General features: G+C 74.6%; 17 protein-coding genes. 8 read left to right on the top strand and 9 right to left on the bottom strand.

Annotated elements, in window-relative coordinates; genetic code table 11:
* Window positions 1-192: 192 nt before the first annotated feature.
* From ABD299_RS01980 to ABD299_RS01970, 3 genes are all read right to left on the bottom strand, one after another.
* Window positions 193-717 (bottom strand): GNAT family N-acetyltransferase, encoded by a 525-nt coding sequence (locus ABD299_RS01980; protein WP_344258275.1) that lies wholly within the window; start codon window positions 715-717, stop codon window positions 193-195.
* Window positions 718-821: 104 nt separating this feature from the next.
* Window positions 822-2,252 carry an MFS transporter gene (locus tag ABD299_RS01975; protein WP_344258273.1) on the bottom strand — a complete coding sequence of 477 codons (1,431 nt, stop codon included), beginning with the start codon at window positions 2,250-2,252 and terminating at the stop codon, window positions 822-824.
* 109 nt (window positions 2,253-2,361) lie between these two features.
* Entirely contained in the window at window positions 2,362-2,805 is a 444-nt protein-coding gene (locus tag ABD299_RS01970) for a MarR family winged helix-turn-helix transcriptional regulator (RefSeq protein WP_344258272.1), read from the bottom strand.
* A gap of 182 nt (window positions 2,806-2,987) precedes the next feature.
* Here ABD299_RS01970 and ABD299_RS01965 point away from each other — a divergent pair, with 182 nt between their 5' ends.
* Window positions 2,988-3,266, top strand: coding sequence for a DUF2530 domain-containing protein (locus tag ABD299_RS01965; RefSeq protein WP_344258271.1), 279 nt, complete (start codon window positions 2,988-2,990; stop codon window positions 3,264-3,266).
* A 10-nt stretch (window positions 3,267-3,276) separates the two neighbouring features.
* Window positions 3,277-5,706 (top strand): HAD-IC family P-type ATPase, encoded by a 2,430-nt coding sequence (locus ABD299_RS01960; RefSeq protein WP_344258269.1) that lies wholly within the window; start codon window positions 3,277-3,279, stop codon window positions 5,704-5,706.
* 53 nt (window positions 5,707-5,759) lie between these two features.
* On the opposite strand, the gene ABD299_RS01955 is transcribed toward ABD299_RS01960, so the two are convergent.
* Window positions 5,760-6,599: a hypothetical protein gene (locus ABD299_RS01955; RefSeq protein ID WP_344258268.1), complete on the bottom strand. Its 840-nt coding sequence runs from the start codon at window positions 6,597-6,599 to the stop codon at window positions 5,760-5,762.
* Window positions 6,600-6,776: 177 nt separating this feature from the next.
* Window positions 6,777-9,983 carry a sacsin N-terminal ATP-binding-like domain-containing protein gene (locus tag ABD299_RS01950; RefSeq protein WP_344258267.1) on the bottom strand — a complete coding sequence of 1,069 codons (3,207 nt, stop codon included), beginning with the start codon at window positions 9,981-9,983 and terminating at the stop codon, window positions 6,777-6,779.
* A 36-nt stretch (window positions 9,984-10,019) separates the two neighbouring features.
* On the opposite strand from ABD299_RS01950, the gene ABD299_RS01945 reads away from it, so the two are divergent.
* Complete coding sequence (locus ABD299_RS01945) at window positions 10,020-10,739, top strand: sulfite exporter TauE/SafE family protein (protein ID WP_344258265.1); 720 nt, start codon at window positions 10,020-10,022, stop codon at window positions 10,737-10,739.
* Window positions 10,740-10,812: 73 nt separating this feature from the next.
* Here the strand turns inward: ABD299_RS01945 and ABD299_RS01940 are convergent, their stop codons facing one another.
* Window positions 10,813-11,811, bottom strand: coding sequence for a DUF3027 domain-containing protein (locus ABD299_RS01940; RefSeq protein WP_344258264.1), 999 nt, complete (start codon window positions 11,809-11,811; stop codon window positions 10,813-10,815).
* A gap of 294 nt (window positions 11,812-12,105) precedes the next feature.
* Between ABD299_RS01940 and ABD299_RS01935 the strand changes: the two genes are divergently transcribed.
* The 4 genes from ABD299_RS01935 to ABD299_RS01920 are packed head-to-tail and all read left to right on the top strand — an operon-like array spanning window position 12,106 to window position 15,884.
* On the top strand, window positions 12,106-13,566 hold the full coding sequence (locus tag ABD299_RS01935; RefSeq protein WP_425581232.1) for an MFS transporter: 1,461 nt from the start codon (window positions 12,106-12,108) through the stop codon (window positions 13,564-13,566).
* A 26-nt stretch (window positions 13,567-13,592) separates the two neighbouring features.
* Window positions 13,593-14,153, top strand: a complete 561-nt coding sequence (locus ABD299_RS01930) for a hypothetical protein (protein ID WP_344258262.1) — start codon at window positions 13,593-13,595, stop codon at window positions 14,151-14,153.
* A gap of 34 nt (window positions 14,154-14,187) precedes the next feature.
* The gene (locus ABD299_RS01925) at window positions 14,188-14,970 is read left to right on the top strand and encodes a futalosine hydrolase (RefSeq protein ID WP_344258260.1); all 783 of its coding nucleotides are present in this window, start codon (window positions 14,188-14,190) and stop codon (window positions 14,968-14,970) included.
* Window positions 14,967-15,884 carry a 1,4-dihydroxy-6-naphtoate synthase gene (locus tag ABD299_RS01920; RefSeq protein ID WP_344258258.1) on the top strand — a complete coding sequence of 306 codons (918 nt, stop codon included), beginning with the start codon at window positions 14,967-14,969 and terminating at the stop codon, window positions 15,882-15,884. The genes ABD299_RS01925 and ABD299_RS01920 overlap by 4 nt, the downstream gene beginning before the upstream one ends.
* Window positions 15,885-15,925: 41 nt before the next feature.
* On the opposite strand, the gene ABD299_RS01915 is transcribed toward ABD299_RS01920, so the two are convergent.
* Window positions 15,926-16,309 carry a cold-shock protein gene (locus ABD299_RS01915; RefSeq protein WP_344258256.1) on the bottom strand — a complete coding sequence of 128 codons (384 nt, stop codon included), beginning with the start codon at window positions 16,307-16,309 and terminating at the stop codon, window positions 15,926-15,928.
* 119 nt (window positions 16,310-16,428) lie between these two features.
* Between ABD299_RS01915 and ABD299_RS01910 the strand changes: the two genes are divergently transcribed.
* Window positions 16,429-16,782 carry a hypothetical protein gene (locus ABD299_RS01910; RefSeq protein ID WP_425581231.1) on the top strand — a complete coding sequence of 118 codons (354 nt, stop codon included), beginning with the start codon at window positions 16,429-16,431 and terminating at the stop codon, window positions 16,780-16,782.
* Between the two features lie 101 nt (window positions 16,783-16,883).
* Here the strand turns inward: ABD299_RS01910 and ABD299_RS01905 are convergent, their stop codons facing one another.
* Both ABD299_RS01905 and ABD299_RS01900 read right to left on the bottom strand, forming a co-directional pair.
* On the bottom strand, window positions 16,884-17,588 hold the full coding sequence (locus ABD299_RS01905) for an HAD family hydrolase (protein WP_344258252.1): 705 nt from the start codon (window positions 17,586-17,588) through the stop codon (window positions 16,884-16,886).
* Between the two features lie 56 nt (window positions 17,589-17,644).
* The gene (locus tag ABD299_RS01900) at window positions 17,645-18,712 is read right to left on the bottom strand and encodes a hypothetical protein (RefSeq protein ID WP_344258250.1); all 1,068 of its coding nucleotides are present in this window, start codon (window positions 18,710-18,712) and stop codon (window positions 17,645-17,647) included.
* Between the last annotated feature and the right edge of the window lie 233 nt (window positions 18,713-18,945).

The following is an 18,945-nucleotide window of genomic DNA, read 5'->3' as shown; positions in this document are numbered from 1 at the left end:
GGCACCGAGCCGCTCGTCCACGGCGAAGCCGGCGAGAGCGGACCACTCGACATCCCGGTCGAACACTGTTGCCGGGCCGTTTCAGAGCACCATCACCATGAGCGCACCTCTCATAAGTCTGCCTCTCATAACTGTACTTCTGACAACTTCCCGCAGTGCTACCACTACGGAAGGCCACGGCCGTGACCGTGCTTACTCGGACGGCACGGAGGCGGGGGCGGTGAGGTCCAGGGTGTAGGCGCGGAGGGTGAGGCCGGGAACCGGGCTCCAGTCGCGGCCGGGGTCACGGACGAAGCCCATACGGTGGTAGAGGCGGGCGGCGGTGAGGTTGGCGGCGTCCAGCGAGAGCGCCAGGCCGCGCCGGCCCAGGCGCAGGGCTCGCTCGGCGCAGTCGCGGACCAGGGCCTCCCCGATGCCGCGCCCGCGTGCGCCCGGGTCCACCGCCAGCATCCGGAACTCCGCCTCGTGCGGGCCGGAGATCTCGGCGAAGGGCTTGTGCGCGGCGAACGTCACGGTGCCCAGCAGCGCCTCGTTCTCCGCGTCCACGGCCACCAGGAGCTCGGCCTGCGCCGCGCGCGCCGCGGCGTCACGGAGCGAGACGAGGTAGGGGTCCTCCGGCCCGAGAACCAGCAGGCCGGCGGCGAGGTACGCCTGCGCGGCCAGTTCGCCCGCCGCGGCGTACTCGTCGGGCCGGGCTTCCCTGATGCTGACATCCATGGCGTACAGCATGCGCCATGGACGAAGAACGGGAGAACCACGTTCGCCCCCCGGCCGGCGCGCACCGGGCGGCGCACGCCGGCCGGGGCCGGCGTACGCGCCGCTCAGGGCGTGCGGCTGAGGTGCTGGTTCTCCTCCCGGCGGGGCCGCGCCGCGGCCTCTTCCGGGGTCTCGTCCGGGAGCTCCCGCGCAGCCTCCCGCGGAACCTCGCCGACCGCGGGCGCCCGCGGCACGAAGTCCAGGTGACGGTGTCCGCGCCGCAGGTCCACCTTGAGACGCAGGCCGCCGATCCGGGCCAGGATCAGTGCGACCGCCAGGGCGGCGGCCGCGCAAACCAGGCCGCCGGCCAGGATGCCCAGGCGGGGACCGAAGGTGTCGGTGAGCCAGCCGAGCAGCGGGCCGCCGATCGGAGTGCCGCCGACGAAGACCATCATGAACAGACTGATCACCCGGCCCCGCATGGCCGGGTCGCTGGCCATCTGCAGACTGGTGTTCGCGCTGATCACGAACGTCATGCCGATGAGCCCGACGGGGACCATCAGCAGCGCGAAGACCCAGAACACCGGGGCCGCCGCGGCGATCATCAGCAGCGCGCCGAAGCCTCCGGCCGCGGCCACCATGAACCGCATCCGGCTTCCTCCGCGCCGGGCGGCGAGGAGTGCGCCCGACAGTGAGCCGATCGCCATCAGCGTGTTCAGGAGCCCGTAGGTGCCGGCCTCGGCGAGGAAGATCCGGTCGGTGAAGGCCACGAGCCAGATCGGGAAGTTGAAGCCGAAGGTACCGATGAAGCCGACCAGCACCACCGGCCAGAGCAGTTCGGGCCGGCTGCCGACGTAGCGCAGCCCTTCCCGCAGCTGCCCCTTGCCCCGTGGGGCCCGCCGGGCCGGGTTCAGTTCGCCGGTGCGCATCAGCAGCAGGCCCGCGATGGGGGCCAGGAAGGAGAGGCCGTTGAAGAGGAACGCCCAGCCGCTGCCGACCGCGCTGATCAGAACTCCGGCGACCGCCGGCCCGACGATGCGCGCGGACTGGAAGTTGGCGGAGTTCAGAGAGACCGCGTTGCGCAGCAGGTCGGGCCCGACGATGTCGGAGACGAAGGTCTGCCGGGTCGGGTTGTCCACCACCGTGACCAGACCGAGCACGAAGGCCAGGGCGTAGACGTGGTAGACGTTCACGTTACCGGTCAGCGTGAGCGCCGCCAGCAGCAGGCCGGTGAGGCCCATCGCGGACTGGGTGAAGAGCAGCAGCTTGCGCTTGTCGAGCCGGTCGGCGAGGACACCGCCGTAGAGGCCGAAGAGGAGGATGGGCAGGAACTGCAGCGCCAGGGTGATGCCGACGGCGGCGGCCGAGCCGGTCAGGGTGTGCACCAGCCAGTCCTGGGCGATGCGCTGCATCCAGGTGCCGGTGTTGGACACGGTGGCCCCGAGGAAGAAGATCCGGTAGTTGCGGATCCTCAGTGAGCTGAAGGTGGACGTCTTCGTCCGGGTCGTGGGTGGCTGTGGTGCGGGTGCGGAGTCTGCTCCGGGTCCCGAACTCAAAACGAACACTCCTCTCGTCCGGCTGCCGCCGGCCGCGATTGTCGTCTGCGTCTCTCTGTGACGGTCTTCCTTCGCTGTGGCCCCCGCCGGCGTGCGGTGCGGGGCGTGGTCAGAGGTGGGCGAGCTTGTGGAGCACCGGGGCGGCGGCACGGAGCGCCGCCCACTCCTCCTCGTCGAGCCGGCCGGCCATCTCCGTCAGCCAGGCGTTGCTCTGGGCGCGGCTCGCCTCCAGCATCGCCTCGGCCTGGCCGGTGGAGATGACCGTCTTCTGCCTCCGGTCCTGCGGATGCGGCTCCATCCTGACCAGCCCGCGCTCCTGCAGGAGGGCGATGAGCCGGGTCATCGACGGCGGCTGAACATGCTCCTGGCGCGCCAGCTCCCCCGGGGTCATCGGGCCGCAGCGGGCGAGTGTGCCGAGCGCGGACATCTCGGCGAGGCTGAGCGAGCGGTCCACCCGCTGGTGGCGCAGCCTGCGGGAGAGCCGCATGACGCCCACCCGCAGCGCGTTCACCGCGGCGGCGTCCTCAGGTGTTCCCAGCGTCTGATCCGGCATGCCCACCAGGCTATCTCGTTAGCTTTCCTAACGAAAGATATCACCGGGTGACTCCCCCCACATCCCGGGAACCGCCGTCCGGGTGAAGGCGATGTCGGGGCATCCTCGGGCGCCGGACCTCCGGTGCGGCTCCGCGCTGGTTACTCTGGTCGCAGACACGGGGACAGCGGGAGGCAACGGGAATGCGCTGGGGCGAATGGACCGACGGCAAGCGGGAGGCACCCGAGCCGTTGGAGGGAAACATCCCCGCGGTCGTGGTGACCGGCACGGTCATCTGGGCCCTGCTGTTCCTGGGGCAGCTTCCGTTCTACCGCTGGTACGCGGACCGGGGGCACGAGTGGTGGATCTGGTCGTGCCTGGCCGGCGCGGGCCTGGGCCTGTGGGGCCTGTGGTACGTCCGGCGCCGCGAGGCGGCCATCAAGGCGGCCGAGCAGAATGCGGCCCGGCAGAATGACACCTGATGCCGATGGCATGACCCGGACCGAAGCGGCGGAGCGGACCGATGAGCGAGGGCTCACCTCCGCCGAGGTCGCCGAGCGCGTCGCGCGCGGAGAGGTCAACGACGTCCCCGTCCGGTCCTCCCGTTCCGTCGGCGAGATCGTCCGGGGCAATGTCTTCACCCTGTTCAACGCCATCATCGGCACGCTCTTCGCGATCATTCTGGTGGTCGGCCCGATCCAGGACGGCCTCTTCGGCTTCGTGATCATCGCCAACGCGCTGATCGGCATCATCCAGGAGCTGCGGGCCAAGAAGACCCTGGACAGCCTCGCCGTGATCGGCGAGGCCAAGCCGACCGTCCGCCGCGACGGCCGCAGCGTGCAGGTGAGCGTCAAGGAGATCGTGCTCGGCGATCTCATCGAACTGGCCCCCGGTGACAAGATCGTCGTGGACGGCCGGGTGGCCGGCTCCGACAGCCTGGAGGTCGACGAGTCGCTGCTGACCGGCGAGGCCGACCCGGTGGTGAAGCGTCCCGGGGACCAGGTGATGTCCGGCAGCTTCGTGGTCGCCGGCGGCGGCTCCTTCACGGCCACCAAGGTCGGCCGGGAGGCCTACGCGGCGCAGCTCGCCGAGGAGGCGTCCCGGTTCACGCTGGTCCACTCCGAACTGCGCGCCGGGATCAGCAAGATCCTCAAGTACTGCATCATGCTGATGATCCCCGCCGCGATCGGTCTGATCATCAGCCAGCTGGTGGTGGAACGGGCCGACACCTTCGAGGCCATCCGCCGCATGGTCGCCGGCATCGTGGTGATGGTCCCCGAGGGCCTGGTGCTGCTGACCTCGGTCGCCTTCGCCATCGGTGTCATCCGGCTGGGCCGCAAGCAGTGCCTGGTGCAGGAGCTTCCCGCGATCGAGGGACTGGCCCGGGTGAACGTCGTCTGCCTGGACAAGACGGGCACCCTCACCGAGGGCGGGATGGACGTCTCCCGCCTGATCCTCCTGGACCGGGACGGCGGCACGCCGCAGGACACCGGCGCGGCGGGCCGGGAATCCCCGGCTCCGGGGCCCGGGGACGAGACCTACGTCCGCGAGGTGCTCGGAGCACTGGGGGCCGGCGACCCCCGGCCCAACGCCAGCCTCCAGGCGGTCATCGACGCCTTCCCCGCCCCCGACGGCTGGACCTGCACGAACGCCCTCCCGTTCTCGTCCGCCCGCAAGTACAGCGGCATCAGCTGCACCGAGCCGTCCGGCCGGAAGGGCCACTGGCTGCTGGGCGCTCCCGACGTGCTGCTCCCCCCGGGCCACCCCGCGCTGGCCGAGGTGGACGGCCTGAACCGGGAAGGGCTGCGGGTGCTCCTGCTGGCCCGCAGCCCGCACCCGCTGGACACCCCGCCGCAGCAGGGCGACGCCGCCCCCGTCGCCCTGCTGGTCCTGGAGCAGCGGCTGCGCACGGAGGCGCCGGACACCCTGCGCTACTTCGCCCGGCAGAACGTGGCCGCCAAGGTCATCTCCGGCGACAACGCGGTCTCGGTGGGGGCGGTCGCGGCCAAGCTGGGGCTGCCCGGAGGCCACCGCGCGGTCGACGCCCGGCACCTGCCGGCGGGCCCGGAGGCCATGGCGGAGGCCGTCGAGGAGCACACGGTCTTCGGGCGGGTCTCACCGCAGCAGAAACGCGAGATGGTCGGTGCCCTCCAGGCCCGCGGCCACACGGTGGCGATGACCGGGGACGGCGTCAACGACGTGCTGGCGCTCAAGGACGCCGACATCGGCGTGGCGATGGGCTCGGGCTCGGAGGCCACCCGCGCGGTGGCGCAGATCGTCCTGCTCAACAACAGCTTCGCCACCCTGCCGTCGGTCGTGGCCGAGGGCAGGCGGGTCATCGGCAACATCGAACGGATCGCCAACCTCTTCCTGACCAAGACCGTCTACTCGGTCTTCATGGCCTTCGCGGTGATCATCGCGCAGGTCCCGTACCCGTTCCTGCCCCGGCACCTGACGATGCTGTCGGCGCTGACCATCGGCATCCCCGCGTTCTTCCTCGCCCTGGCCCCGAACCTCGAACGGGCCCGGCCGCACTTCGTGCGCCGGGTGCTGCGGCTGGCCGTCCCGTTCGGCCTGATCGCCGGCATCTGCACCTTCACCACCTATCTGCTGGCCCGCTCGTACTACGGCGCCACCGAGGCGACCCGCACGGCGGAGACGAGCGCCGCCACCCTCACCCTCTTCCTTCTGGCGCTATGGGTCCTGGCTATCATCGCCAGGCCCTACACCTGGTGGCGGATCGGGCTGCTCGCCTCGATGGCCGGGGGCTTCGCGGTGGTGCTCCTCACTCCATGGCTCCAGCATTTCTTCGCGCTGGACCTCAGCGGGCTGCTGATGCCCTGGACGGCGGTGGCCATCGGTGCGGCCGGCATGGTCGCCCTGGAAGTCGCCGCCCGCCTCGTCCCCCGCCGCATCTGGTAGCCGGCACCGGCGCTTCCGCCTGCCGCAGTGGCCGCGCCCGGTGGCCGATGTGGTCACCGGGGGATGAGCCCGCTCGTCACCCCGGTCCACGCGTCCTCGAGAGTGCACACGTCCGCCTCGGGGCTGACACGGTAGAAGGAATCGGCACCCTCGCAACCTCGCGCGTCGGAGAGCCACCGCTCCAGCTCCGGCGAGAGACCGCCCATGTCCCGGTCCGCCCTGGGAGCCTGATACGCGGCGATGACCTCGCCGAGCAGAGCGTCGCTGTCCGGGTTTCTCAGAAAGACCGCGGCCTCGGCGAGCTGCTCGGAGAAGTGCTCGCGAGTGTCCTCCGGATTGTCCAGGCGCGGCATCAGCGCGAGAGCCTGCCAGGCGCGATACCGGTCCTCACGGTCCTCCACATCGAACAGTTCCATGGTGAGCTCCGGGATGTCGCCGCTGTATCCCATCCTTTCCAGGATCCCCAGGGCAACGGCGACGCCCCCGACGTTCTCCCGTGTGACACCGTGCTCCGCGAGCCGTTCAAGGGTGCAGGATGCGGCCATTCTCTCCACGCGCGGGTCGCGCTCCTGGACGATACGAAGAACGCCGGCGGAGAACAGCATCCCGTCGCAGTTCCCGCTGTCCGCGGCCATCCGGCCGTGCTCACGGGCGGCCGCCACGCCCTCGGCGCCGACCACCTCACGGCCCTTCAGCACCGAATCCGCGAGCGCGGCCGCGAAGAACAGTGCGGAGATGTCCTGGGCCGTCTGCTCTTCGCTGCTCCGCTCGACGGGTGCGGCCGGCGCGTAAACTCCCTGATGCACCCGGAACTCCGCGAGATCACCGACCATACGGTCCATCTCCGGACCCGCCGCGCACGCGCCGGACAGCACCGCGAGAACGGTCAGCACAGCCGCTCGGACTCCCATCCCGCGGGCACGCGGGCGCGCCTGCGCCCGGGGAGGTCTCCTGTGCGGCTGTGTGTTTCCGCCGCGCGGAGAAGCTGTACACATCCGGTCTTGTACCGCACTGTGGCGCATCACGGACTCAGAGTGCCAGATATTCCCGGCAGCCGGTGGAGAATTCGGTCAGTCGAACCAGCGGGCGGTGGCGAGTTCCCCGGCGCGGGTGGGGTCCTCCAGCAGGGCGGCCAGCTCGAAGCGACGGGGCCACTGGCCCGCCGCCCGGGCCAGGCCGGCGGCCAGGCCCTCGACGGTGGCGGCGTGCAGCACGCCGTCCGGGCCCAGCCGCCAGGACAGGTCCACGCCGTCGATCAGCAGCTCGTCGTGCTCGGTGTAGTGGTCCGGGCAGCGCTCGCCCAGGAGGACGCGGGCCTCCTCGGGCACCTCCCGGCGCTGCCCGCCGGCCGGCGCCGGGGCCGGCAGCGCGGCACTCAGCGGGCGCACGTCCAGCACCGCGGCCAGACCGTCCGCGAGGCCGGGCGGCACCGGCAGCAGCGCGCGGCCGGCCGCCAGCGGCAGCAGGTCCGGGGCGTCGGCCACCAGCGCCTCGCCCGCGGGCACCACGCGGACCTCGCCGTCGAGGACGGCACGCAGGTCGTCGGGGAGCGTGACCTCCTCCGGGGGCAGGCCGGCCAGCAGCGCGTACAGGCCGTGCAGCTGCGCGGCGGAGAGCGGGAGGTCCGGGTCGGCCAGCCGGGCCAGGAGCTCGGCGGCGCCGCCCGGCTCGGACAGCAGCGCCGCGGCCGTGGTGCGCACGCCCAGCGCCCGGAGCACCGACTCGTCCGCGTCGGCCGTGTCGGCCTCCTCGTACAGGCCGGCCAGCAGCGGGTCCGCTCCGGCGGCCCGCAGCCCGGCCGGGCGGCGGCCGTCCAGGACCGGGGCCCCGCGCAGCCACCAGGCGGTGTACGGGCGGGCGGTCTCGATGCCGCCGTCCGGCATCCGCACCCGCAGCGGCGTCGTCAGCGCCTCCCGCAGCGGCGGGCGGGACAGCATCGCCAGCGCCTGCGGCCAGCGGGAGTCGTCCACCAGGTCCAGGTCGCGGACGCCGGTCAGCTCCACGGCGACCGGCGGCAGCGCGGTCTGCGGCAGCGCGTCCAGGACGTCCTCGCACCACACGTCCACCGAGTCGAGCAGCCCCACGTCGTCGGGCTCCGGGTAGTCGGTGTCCGCCGGCTCCAGCTCGTCGGGGTCCAGCACCACGTCGGCGGCCCGGACCAGCACGAAGTCCGCCTGCACGCCGACGGCGGTCAGCGGCTGCTCCCCGAAGCGGCCGGCCAGCTCCTCGTCGCAGGCGGCCAGTTCGCCGTCCCGGATGATCTGCTGGAACGGGCTGCCGGGAAGCACCAGTTCGCCGGCCGGCACGTACTCCCCGTCCTCGTCCGGCAGCGCCAGGGCGGCCAGCCAGGGCTCGTCGCCGGGCTCCAGGCCCGCCTCACGGACCAGCGAGAGCACGACCTCGGCGAGCTCGGCGGCGTCCGGTGCGTCCTCCGCCCACACCTCGTCGTCCGCGGAGGCCGCGACCGCCGCCCGCACCTGTGGGGTGGTCAGCACCGCGCGCGGGGTGGCCGGCCGGGCGCCGAGCTTCTCCAGCAGCGGATGCGCGGCCTCCGGGTGGGCCACCTTCAGGCCCAGTCGGCCCAGCCGCGCGGGGTCGGCGCCGTCGAGCGGCAGCAGCACCTGACGCGGACCGATGACGGTCCGTCCGGGCTGCGGGCCCGTTCCGGCCAGCGGCACCGGCAGACCGGTCAGCCGGTCCGGGTCGACGCCGGACAGCGACTCGTACAGCCGCCGCCACCACGCCGGGGGCCGCTCCACGCCGGCCAGCCGGTCGACGACTTCGCCGAGCGGGACGCGGGAGACCTCCAGCACGCGCAGTTCCGGACGGCGTTCCAGCCCGGCGGGCAGCAGTGCGGGGAACAGTTCGGCGAGCACCTCGACGGTCTCCGCCCCCGCGCCCTCGACGAGCTCGGCCTCCACCGGGCGCAGCCCGGCCCCGGGTGCGGTGTCCGGCGCGGCCTCCGCCAGGATGTCCGCGGCGCCGGGGACGGCGTCGCCACCGGCTTCCGGCCCGGCGTCCGGCAGGGCGCGGGGCAGGAACGGCACCTGCCGCAGCCGGTCCATCAGCAGGCGGCGCAGCGTCCCGTCCAGCTCTCCTCGGCCCAGTGGCCCGGGGACCAGTCCGACGAGGCCGGCCGTGACCGGGCGCCAGCCGCCCAGCAGCGCGGCGCAGGTGTCGGCCGCGCGCTCCAGCAGGAACGCGGTGAGCGGGCCGGGCGCGACATGCCGCCGGGTGGGTTCGAGCGGGAACGAGGCGATCAGCACCGCGGGGACACCCAGCGGCTCGTCGGTGGGCGTGGGCGCGTACAGCACGCGGTCGCCCGGCGGCACGGCGGGCGCGCCGTCGGCGTCCACCGGGACGGCCCAGGTCACCGTCCACGCGGGCCGCTGCCGCTCCTCCAGAGGCCGGTCCGCCAGCAGCTCGGGCACGGCCTGCCCGGCCGCCGACGCCACCCGCCAGCGGGTGACGCGGTGAGTGCCGTCGCCCTGCCCGGTGTCCGTGCGCTCCTCGACGACGGTGTACGGGCCCTCCCGGCGGCGGGAGAGCACCCGTACGCCGTCCGGGGTCCGCACCGACACCTCGGCCAGGCCCGGCAGGGCCAGCAGCAGGGTGTCGTCGACGCCGGCCAGCAGCCGGGCGGCCAGCTCCCGTGCCGCGTCGTCGCGCAGCGGGAGGGTGACCAGAGTGTCGTAGCCGTCGGGCACGGCGCCGGGGGCGGACTCCAGCGGCAGCGGGAGCCGCAACAGCGGGACGGCGTGCCGGTGCCCCTCCCGGCGGCTCACCTCGTCGCCGAGTGCCGGGGCACGGGCGACGGTCTCGCGGGTGAGCCGGACGGCCTCGGCCAGCGACCAGCGGGCGCCGCCCGACCGGCCGGTGATCGACGGGGTGTCGCTGACCGCCAGGACCGCGGCGAAGCCGACCCCGAACCGGCCGACGCTGTCGGTGTCCCGCTTGGCCGAGGCCCGCAGGGTGGACAGCGACTCCACGCCGGCCGCGTCCAGCGGCGCGCCGGTGTTGGCGGCGGTCAGTCCGCCGTCGCCCAGCGCGAGCAGCAGTCGCCCCGGCACCCCGGCGCGGGCGGCCGCGTCGGAGGCGTTCTGGGCGAGTTCGATGACCAGCCGGTCCCGGTAGCCGCCGCGGGCGAGGTCCTCCTCGGCGTTGGCGTCCTCCCGGAACCGGGCGGGGGAGGCGGCCCAGGCGTCGAGCACACCGCGCCGCAGCCGGGCGGTGCCGAACGGGTCGCCGGCGGTGGCGAAGGCTTCGTCGGTGGTCACGGGTGTGACAGTACCGGGTGCTAGGTTGGCCGACCGATGCCAGACGCAGTGTTCCTGACCGTCGCCGGTGCGGCCGTCCTGTTCGGCGCGGTGGTGCAGAGCGGCGTGGGCCTGGGCCTCGGCCTGGTGGCCGCTCCGGTCGTGGCGTTCCTCGACCCCGCCCTGGTGCCGGGCACGCTGCTGATCGTCACGCTGCCGCTGCCGCTGCTGATGATGGGGGCCGAGTGGCGGCACATCGACTGGCGGGGGCTGGCCTGGGCGCTGCCTGCCCGGGTGCCGGGTGTGGTGGCCGGGGCCTGGCTGGTGGCCGTACTCGAACCACGGACGCTGGGCGGTGTGGTGGGGGCGATGGTGCTGCTGGCTGTGGCGGCGTCGCTGTGGGCACCGCGCGTGCCGCTGTCCCCCGTCTCGCTCGTGGTGGCCGGCGCGGCATCCGGGCTGTCGGGCACCGCGACGTCCATCGGCGGCCCGCCGATGGCTCTGCTGTACCAGCACGAGACGGCCGCCCGGGTGCGGGCGACGCTGGGCGGCTTCTTCCTCGCCGGGACGGTGATGTCGCTGGGGGCCCTGGCCGTCGGAGGCCACCTGGACGGCGCTCAGGTGCGGGCCGGGCTGCTGCTCATGCCGTTCGTGCTGGCCGGGTTCGGGGTCGCGGGGCCGCTGCGCAGGCGGCTGGGGGTCTCCGGGCTGCGGGCAGTGCTGCTGTGCCTGGTGGCGGTCTCCGGCAGCGCCCTGCTCGTCCGCTCGCTGCTGTGAGGGTTCCCTTCGCCGCGTGAGGGTTCCCTTCGCCGCCGGGGGCCGAGGGCGCGCCGGCGCAACGGGTGCTCGCTCAGTGACCGCCGCCTGCGCGCCGGGAACCGCCGCCGCGCCTCCCGCGGCTTCGCCCGCTGCGGCCGCGTCCGGTGTTCCCGTCGTCGTCCCCCGCGGCACCGTCGGCGGGCCCGTCCCCGGAGGGCTCGCCGGTGTCCCCTCCGGAGGAGGACTCCCCCCCGGAGCCGGCGTCCGCCGCGTCACCGCCCTCCGGCGGCGCGGCCGGGCCGTCCAGCGGCAGCGGGTCGACGGCGACGTGGTCGATCACGGGAGGCGGCGGCTGCGGCGGGCTGGGCATCACGGCCGCCTCCGAGTGCGCCCCGCACCCGTAGGCCAGCGAGACGACATGGCCGTCGGCCGGGGAGTACTCGTTGGCGCACACCCCGAACGCCTGGCGCAGCGAGCCGGTGAGCGGCACCAGGAAGCCGCAGCTGAGACAGGAGGCGGGGGCGGACTGGGCCATCGGGGTCTGCGGGCCGAAACTGTCCTCCCAGCGGTCGGCCGCCGAGTCCAGGCCGATCCTCGACAGCACCCGCGGGCGTCCCAGGCCCAGCTCGTCGGCGACCGCCGTGATGGTGCCGCGCTCCGGCACCGCCGCGCCGGGCTCCTCGGCCAGAGCCGAGTGCGGGGGCGGCATCACCGGGGCATTGAGTCCGGGCTCCAGGCGCAGGTCCTCGGCCTCGGTGGGCAGCAGGTCCCCGGGCCCCAGGTCGCCGGGGCGCAGCCGCTCGCTCCACGGCACCCACTCGGGAGGGCGCAGCGCGTCGGGCCCCGGGGTGAGGGAGACCTCGTCGACGGTGACCCGCCGGGCGCGCGAGGCCCGGGCGACGGTCACTGTCCACCGCCAGCCCCGGTAGCCGGGCTCCTCACTCCCGAAGAGGTGGGTGACGAGCCGGTCGCCCTCGGCGACAGCGCCCAGATACTCCCCCAGCGGCCGGGGCTGCGCGGCCTCGGCCGCGACCTCCCGGGCCAGTTCCACCGCCTCGGCGCACAGCTGGTCGGGGGTACGGCTTCGCATCCCAGCTCTCACAAGAATCGACTCTCTCCTACGCCGTTGTGCGGTGCGGGCGCCTGAAGGCGAACGGAGCCGACGGAGCGGACCAGGGGACCGCTGCGACGTCGCTGTACGAGGCAAGGCGCACCGTCCGTCCACGCTACCGCACGCCTTGTGCCGCCGTCGGCGGGAGCCCGCGGCTCGGCCCGGCCGGCACCCGGCAGGGGGCCATCGGTGGTGCGCCCGGGGCGGGTTCGGCCCGGCGCGACGCGGCCGTCATCCGCCCGGGAGAGCACCGCGAAGCTCTACGCTGGGCGGGTGACCGCTGACAGCTCGTCCGGGACGAGGGCCAGGCCGGGAAGGCCGGGGAGGCTGCGCCGTGGCCTCGGCACGGCCGGCCTGGCGGTGCGCCGTCCGTGGACGGCGGTCACCCGGCGGATCCGCCGGGCCACGCAGGCACACGGCGCGGGCGAGTCGGGGCTGAGCAAGCTCATCGAGTTGCACGCGGTGCACTCCGTCGGCGACATGCTCATCACGATGGCGCTGGCGTCCACGATCTTCTTCTCCGTGCCGACCGACGAGGCGCGCGGCCGGGTGGCGCTCTACCTGGCCGTCACCATGGCTCCGTTCGTGTTGCTGGCCCCGGTCATCGGCCCCTTGCTGGACCGTGTCCCGCACGGCCGGCGGGCCGCCATGGCGGGGGCGCTGCTGGTGCGCGGGGCGCTGGCCCTGCTGATCGCGGCTGTCGTCACCACCGGATCCCTGGAGCTGTACCCGGCGGCGCTCGGGGTGATGGTCGCCTCGAAGGCGTACAACATCGTGCGGGCGGCGGTGGTGCCCCGGCTGCTCCCGACCCAGATCTCCCTGGTGAAGGCGAACGCCCGGATCACCCTGACCGGGCTGATCTCCGCGGGGGCCGCGGCCCCGCTGGGGCTGGCCCTGCACGCCATCGGCCCCCAGTGGCCGCTGTACGGGGCGTGCGCGGTCACCGTCCTGGGCGCGGTGCTGTCCTTCCGGCTGCCGCACAAGGTGGACCTGGCCAAGGGGGAGCGGACGGTGCACCTGGCCGAGCTCGCGGCGATGCGCGAGGCCCGGTCGAAAAGCCGGGAGGAGACGCCGGGCCGCGGCGGCCGGTCCGACCGGCGCCGGGACCGCCGGTACCGCCGGTACCGCCGGGACCGGCCGGGTCTGCGCTCGGCGGACTCCCCCGTCCTGAAGGCGCTGATCGCGAACTCCTCGCTGCGGGCGCTGTCGGGCTTCCTGCTGTTCTTCATGGCCTTCCTGCTGCGCCAGGAGCCGCTGCCGGGGCTGAGCGACGCGCTGTCGCTGGTCATGGTCGGTATCGCCGCAGGGGCCGGCAACGGGCTGGGCAACGTGCTGGGGAACTGGCTGCGGGACCGGGCCCCGGAGGCCATCCTCATCACGATGATGGTGCTGGCGCTGGGCACCACCGTCACGGCGGCCGTCGTCTACAGCGCCCCGACGGTGCTCGCTGTCGCCGCGACCGCCGGCATCTGCCAGGCCATGGGGAAGCTGTCGCTGGACGCGCTGATCCAGCGGGACGTGCCCGAGGTGGTGCGGACCTCCGCGTTCGCCCGTTCCGAGACGATGGTGCAGATGTCGTGGGTGGTCGGCGGCGCCATCGGCATCTCTCTCCCGCTGATCGGCCCGCTGGGCATGGCGACCGCCGCGGGTCTGGTGCTGGCCGGTCTGGTGGTGACGCTGAAGGGCCTGCTGGCCGCCGCCCGGCGCGGCACGCCGCACCCGCGCGTCCGCTGAGAGGCACCGCCCGGTAACCTGCCCGCATGACTGCGATCTCGAGCGGGGGCCGCCGGGCCGTCCGTACCACGCTTGCCGCCGGCGCCGTTTCGCTGGGGCTCGTCACGCTGTCCGCGTGTGAGAAGCCCACCTCCTACGCGCACTTCACCCTGGGCTCCGACACGTCCTCGGTCGAGACCCCCAGCGGCTGCTACGGGCACGGCGAGCCGCTGTCCGAGAAGCGGGTCGAGTCGTGCCTGGAGAAGCGGGAGGGCGCCCCGGAGTTCGCCGCGCTGGAGGGCGACATGTTCCGGATCGGCGTGGACCCGTCGATCGCCGAGACCGGCTGGGTGCTGTACATCAACGGCACGCAGGTCACCGAGCCGATGACGAGCACCTACCGCAGCTTCCCCGCCGACCAGATCCTCACCGTGGGGCGGCAGCAGGCTCCGGCCGACGACCCGGAGGCCGAGGCCCCGGCCGACGCGCTGGTGTCCATCGTGCAGGTCGACGAGGACTACGACCCCGAGGCGCAGGACGAGGAGGGCATGCGGGTGCCTCCGGAGATCCTCGGCGTGTGGCACGCCCTGCTTACTCCGGACGAGTGACGGCGGCACGCCCCTGTCGTCCCCCGCACCGCGCATGACCGGCCACCGGCCCGCCGGGGCGCCGTCGCGCGTCCTGGTGGTGACCGCCGTGCCCGCCGAGCGGGACGCGGTGCTCGCCGCGCTGCGCCCCGCCGACCGCACCGGGCCCCCGGCCCTCGCGGAACTGCCCGGGGGCGGTGTGCTGCACACGGTTCCGGCCGGTCCGGGCCCGCGCACCGATGTGCTCGCGGCGGGCGTCGGCCCGGCCGCTGCCGCCGCGGGCACCGCCGGCGCGCTCACCGCGGCCGCCCTCGCCCCTGGTCCGGACGGGACCGCCGAGCCGTACGGGCTGGTGATCTGTGCGGGCATCGGCGGCGGGTTCCCCGGCGTCGCCCCGCCGCTCCGCGCCGTCGTCGCCTCCCGGATCGTCGCGGCCGACCTCGGCGCCGCGCTGCCGGGCGGCGGTTTCGCCCCCGTGGCCGAGCTGGGCCTCGGCACCGGTGAGCACCGCCCGCCGGCGGCCCTCGACCCGGCCGTCGCCGAGGCCGCCGGGGCGGTGCACGCACCGGTCCTCACCGTCTCCACCGCCACCGGCACCGCCGGCCGCGCCGCGGAGCTGGCCGCCCGGTTCGAGGGGGCGGCCGCCGAGGCGATGGAGGGCTTCGGCGTGGCCGAGGCCGCCGCCGGGCACGGCGTCCCCGTGCTGGAGGTCCGCACCGTCTCCAACGAGGTCGGCCCCCGGGACCGGGCCGCCTGGCGCATCCCGGAGGCGCTGACCGCGCTGACCGGGGCGTTCGGCCGCATCCGTCCCGTCCACGAGAACTGGAGCACCTGGTGACCCGACCCGCCGGCCGCACCGGCGCCGCCCCCGATGCCGGGGGGCGTGCGCTGGACATCGCCTACTCGCCGTGCCCGAACGACACCTTCGTCTTCCACGCCTGGGCCCACGGCCTGGTGCCCGGCGCGCCGCCCCTCGACGTCACCTTCGCGGACATCGACGTGACCAACACGATGGCCGAGCGCGGAGAGGGATCGGTGCTGAAGGTCTCCTTCGCGGTGCTGCCGTGGGTGCTGGAGGAGTACGCGCTGCTGCCCTGCGGCGGGGCGCTGGGCCGCGGCTGCGGGCCACTGGTGCTGACCCGGGAGAAGGCCGGGGCGGGGCCCGCCGCGCTGGCCGGGCGGACCGTGGCGGTGCCCGCCGAGCGCTCCACCGCCTACCTGCTGTTCCGGCTCTGGGCGGCGGAGCGGGTGCCCGGCGGGGTGGGCCGGATCGTGGTGCTGCCGTTCCACGAGATCATGCCGGCGGTCCGGGACGGCCGGGTGGACGCGGGCCTGGTCATCCACGAGGCGCGCTTCACCTATCAGGGCTTCGGGCTGCACCGGCTCGCCGATCTCGGCGAGTACTGGGAGGACACCACAGGCCACCCCATCCCGCTGGGCGCGATCATCGCCCGGCGGTCCCTGGGCGAGGACCGGCTGCGGCAGATCACCGAGGCCATCCGCGGCTCGGTGAGGGCCGCCCGGCGGGACCCGGCGGCCTCGCGGGAGTACGTGCTGGAGCACGCCCAGGAGATGGACCCGGACGTGGCCGCCCGGCACATCGCGCTGTACGTGAACGAGTTCACCGCCGACCTGGGCGCCGCGGGCCGTGCCGCCGTCCGCGAACTGCTGGGACGGGCGGCCGGCCAGGGCCTGGTACCGCGCTGGGACCCGGCCCTGCTGGACGCCCCGGCGCCGGACGCCCCGGGCTGAGACCGGGGCGCGGCCCCGCTCCGGGCCGGGGCCCGCGGTGCTCAGACGTCGAGCTGGTCCGCCACCGCGCGGAGCATGCCGGCGATCTTGGCGCCGCTCTGCCTGTCCGGGTAGCGGCCCCGCTCCAGCTGCTGCGCCACGCCGTCGAGCAGCGTGGTGAGGTCCTGCACGATCGAGGCGAGCTCGTCGGGCTTGCGGCGCTGGGCGGCGGCCACCGAGGGCGTCGGGTCGAGCAGCGTGACGGAGAGCGCCTGGTCGCCGCGCTGGCCGGCGACCACGCCGAAGTCCACCCGCTGCCCCGGCTTGAGCGCGTCGACACCGTCCGGCAGCACGGAGGAGTGGACGAAGACGTCACCGCCGTCGTCCCGGGAGAGGAAGCCGAAGCCCTTCTCGCTGTTGAACCACTTCACCTTGCCGGTAGGCACGTGTCCTCGTCCTCGCACTCGTCCTGGCCACCCGGCCAGCGAAACCGTCCTGAACAACGTCGTAGCAGGCCCGAGGACCTGCCACATCCCAGGCTAATCGCCCCCGGCCCGGTGACAAGATGACGCCGGGCGGTTCCTCAGTGCGATTGTCAGTCGCGGGGACGATCTACCCTGTACGGGTGAGCACCACACATGACCCCGGACACCGCCCGGGCGACCTTCTGGTCCGCGTCGGCGGCGTCGTCTTCGCCGTGGGCGCGATCGCGACCATCGTCACCTTCGTCCCGATGTTCCTCGGCACCGAACCATTGCCCTCCATGGCGTACGCGCTGTCGATGCTGATGGGCGTCGGCTTCGCCGTCGCCGGCGCCGGCATGCTGCGCGACATGGCCGCGCAGCGCCGCAGTCACAAGGCGGCCCAGGAGACCGGGGCCGCCGCGGGACCCGGCCGGTCCTCGGCGTCCTCGGCGTAGCCCACGCCGGACGGTGCCCGGCGGGACACCGTCCGTGCCTCGGGCGCGGGCGGTCTTCGGCACGCGCTCCGCGGGCCCGCGCGGACCGCGGGCCGCTGCCGTCAGGCCGTCCGCAGGTGCCCGGTCAGCCAGCCGGGGAACTCCCCCAGGCCGGCCAGTACGACGTGGGCGCCCGCCGCGCGCAGTTCCTCGGGGGCGCAGGGGCCGGTGGGCACGGTGACCGACAGCGCCCCGGCCGCCGCGGCCCCCCGGACGTCCCCCACGTGGTCCCCGACGTACACGCCCGCGCCGTGCGCGCGCAGTGCCTGCGCCTTGGCCTCGGCCCACAGGTCCCCGACCACCGCGTCCGCCGCGATGCCCAGGTGCTCCAGATGCAGCTCGGCGTTCGGCCCGTGCTTGGCGGTCACGACCACCGCCCGCCCGCCGTGCCGCCGCACCGCGGCGATCGCCTCCCGTGCCCCGGGCATCGGGAGAGTCGGCGCTATGCCGTGCTCCACGTACAGCTCGCGGTAACGCTCCCTCGCCTCCTCGACGGCCTCCGGCGGGAACCAGTGCGCCAGCTCCTGCTCCAGCGGCGGCCCCAGCCGGCTGACGGCCAGCTCCGCGTCGATGGGGACACCGGTCTCGGCGGAGAGCTTCAGATAAGTGGCCCGGATGCCGGGGCGGGAGTCGATGAGCGTCATGTTGAGGTCGAAGCCCACGGTGAGCGGGCCCTCCCCGGGCCCGTGGCCCGCCCGCTCAGCCGGGAGGGGCGCGGCCGGAGAACCGGCGGCGGGCAGGGGGACGGAGGCCGGTTCGTGAGGCATGGCTCCCATTGTGCAGCCACCTCGCCGTCACCCCGGGACGGTTCCCGGGACGGCCCTCACCCCTGCGGCTTGGGGCGGCGGGCCCGCCACAGCAGGAACAGGGCGCTCGCCAGCGCCGAGAGCCTCAGCAGCACCGGATAGTTGTCGGCCAGCGCGCTCTGCAGGGTGACGTCGGCGGGCAGCGGTTCGCCCCAGGACTCGTTGAGCCGGCCGGTGACCCACACCACGTAGCCGCCGACGACGGTGCCGGGCATCCCGAACACCGTCCACTGGGCCTCGCGGCGGCTCAGCCGGGGAGACCAGTAGGCCAGTACCCAGCCGGCGGCCAGGCCGAGCAGCGAGCCGAGGACGGTGCCCGCCACCAGGGAGAGGACGGCGAGCAGTTCGATCGGGCCGCCGACCCGGCCACCGCTGACGGCCCGGCGGGCCCGCGCCCGCCAGCCCTTGCCGGCCTTGCGCTCCCCGGCGGTCTTGACGTCCTCCACGCCGGCTCCCGGGACCGCGGCCCCCGGCGCCACGGGCGCGCCCGGCACGGCACCGGCTCCCGGCAGGGAGGGCGGCGGGGGCACGGCGGCTCCGGGTGGCAGCGCCTGCGCCTCGGGGCCGCCGGGCCGGGCGTCGGGTTCGGCGGGCGGCGGACGGAGCATCTCCGGGATCTCGATGCCGCCGACGAACGCCCCGATCCTGCCGTCCTGCCACTCGGGCAACTGGGCGCGCGCCACCGGCTGCTCCGGGCCCGCGGCCCGCTCCGCCGCGACCAGCTCGGCCTCGGCGGCAGCGCTCTGCGGCAGCCGCTCGGCGGCGGCCGAACGCTTCCGCCCGGCCTTCCGCCCGGAGGCCCCTTCCCCGGAACCGCTGCCGGCCGCCGCGGGGGCGGCGTGCTGCGGGACCCCACCGCCGGCCGCCCGGGCGACCACGTCCTCGGGGCGTCCCATGGAGCGGATGATCCGCTTCACGTCGGACTTGCGCTCCTCGCCGCCGTTGGCCGCGCGCTGCCGCCCGATCTCGTCCCGCAGCCGCACCACCAGGGCCGCGCGCTCCGACGCGGACATGCTGGTGGTGTGGGCCAGGTCGCCCACCCGGCTCAGGTAGTCCAGTACGAGCTGCTCGCCCTCGATCCCCATGCGCCCACCACTGTTCTCGCCCGTCCGCACCGACGTCCGCACCGGTCGGCCACCGCCAGCATGGTACTGAGCCGCGCCCTCTCCCGTCCGGTCCACGGCGACTTCCGGCCCCGCCGCCCTCGGCCCCGGCGGGGGCACCTGGGGGAACGCCTTTGTTCATCACGGGTTCACCGAACGCCGTGCAACCCGCTACCCACAGCTCGTTACATGGTGAACGTCCCTGCCGGACACCG

The sequence above is a fragment of the Streptomyces sodiiphilus genome (genome assembly GCF_039529215.1).
Lineage (GTDB): Bacteria > Actinomycetota > Actinomycetes > Streptomycetales > Streptomycetaceae > Streptomyces > Streptomyces sodiiphilus.
This window is presented reverse-complemented; position numbering and strand designations above follow the sequence as displayed.

Coding starts and splice junctions, on each gene's coding strand:
- ABD299_RS01980 (WP_344258275.1), bottom strand. CDS start 717: ATGGATGTCAGCATCAGGGAAGCCCGGCCCGACGAGTACGCCGCGGCG.
- ABD299_RS01970 (WP_344258272.1), bottom strand. CDS start 2,805: ATGCCGGATCAGACGCTGGGAACACCTGAGGACGCCGCCGCGGTGAAC.
- ABD299_RS01965 (WP_344258271.1), top strand. CDS start 2,988: ATGCGCTGGGGCGAATGGACCGACGGCAAGCGGGAGGCACCCGAGCCG.
- ABD299_RS01960 (WP_344258269.1), top strand. CDS start 3,277: ATGACCCGGACCGAAGCGGCGGAGCGGACCGATGAGCGAGGGCTCACC.
- ABD299_RS01945 (WP_344258265.1), top strand. CDS start 10,020: ATGCCAGACGCAGTGTTCCTGACCGTCGCCGGTGCGGCCGTCCTGTTC.
- ABD299_RS01940 (WP_344258264.1), bottom strand. CDS start 11,811: ATGCGAAGCCGTACCCCCGACCAGCTGTGCGCCGAGGCGGTGGAACTG.
- ABD299_RS01930 (WP_344258262.1), top strand. CDS start 13,593: ATGACTGCGATCTCGAGCGGGGGCCGCCGGGCCGTCCGTACCACGCTT.
- ABD299_RS01925 (WP_344258260.1), top strand. CDS start 14,188: ATGACCGGCCACCGGCCCGCCGGGGCGCCGTCGCGCGTCCTGGTGGTG.
- ABD299_RS01910 (WP_425581231.1), top strand. CDS start 16,429: ATGACGCCGGGCGGTTCCTCAGTGCGATTGTCAGTCGCGGGGACGATC.
- ABD299_RS01905 (WP_344258252.1), bottom strand. CDS start 17,588: ATGCCTCACGAACCGGCCTCCGTCCCCCTGCCCGCCGCCGGTTCTCCG.
- ABD299_RS01900 (WP_344258250.1), bottom strand. CDS start 18,712: ATGGGGATCGAGGGCGAGCAGCTCGTACTGGACTACCTGAGCCGGGTG.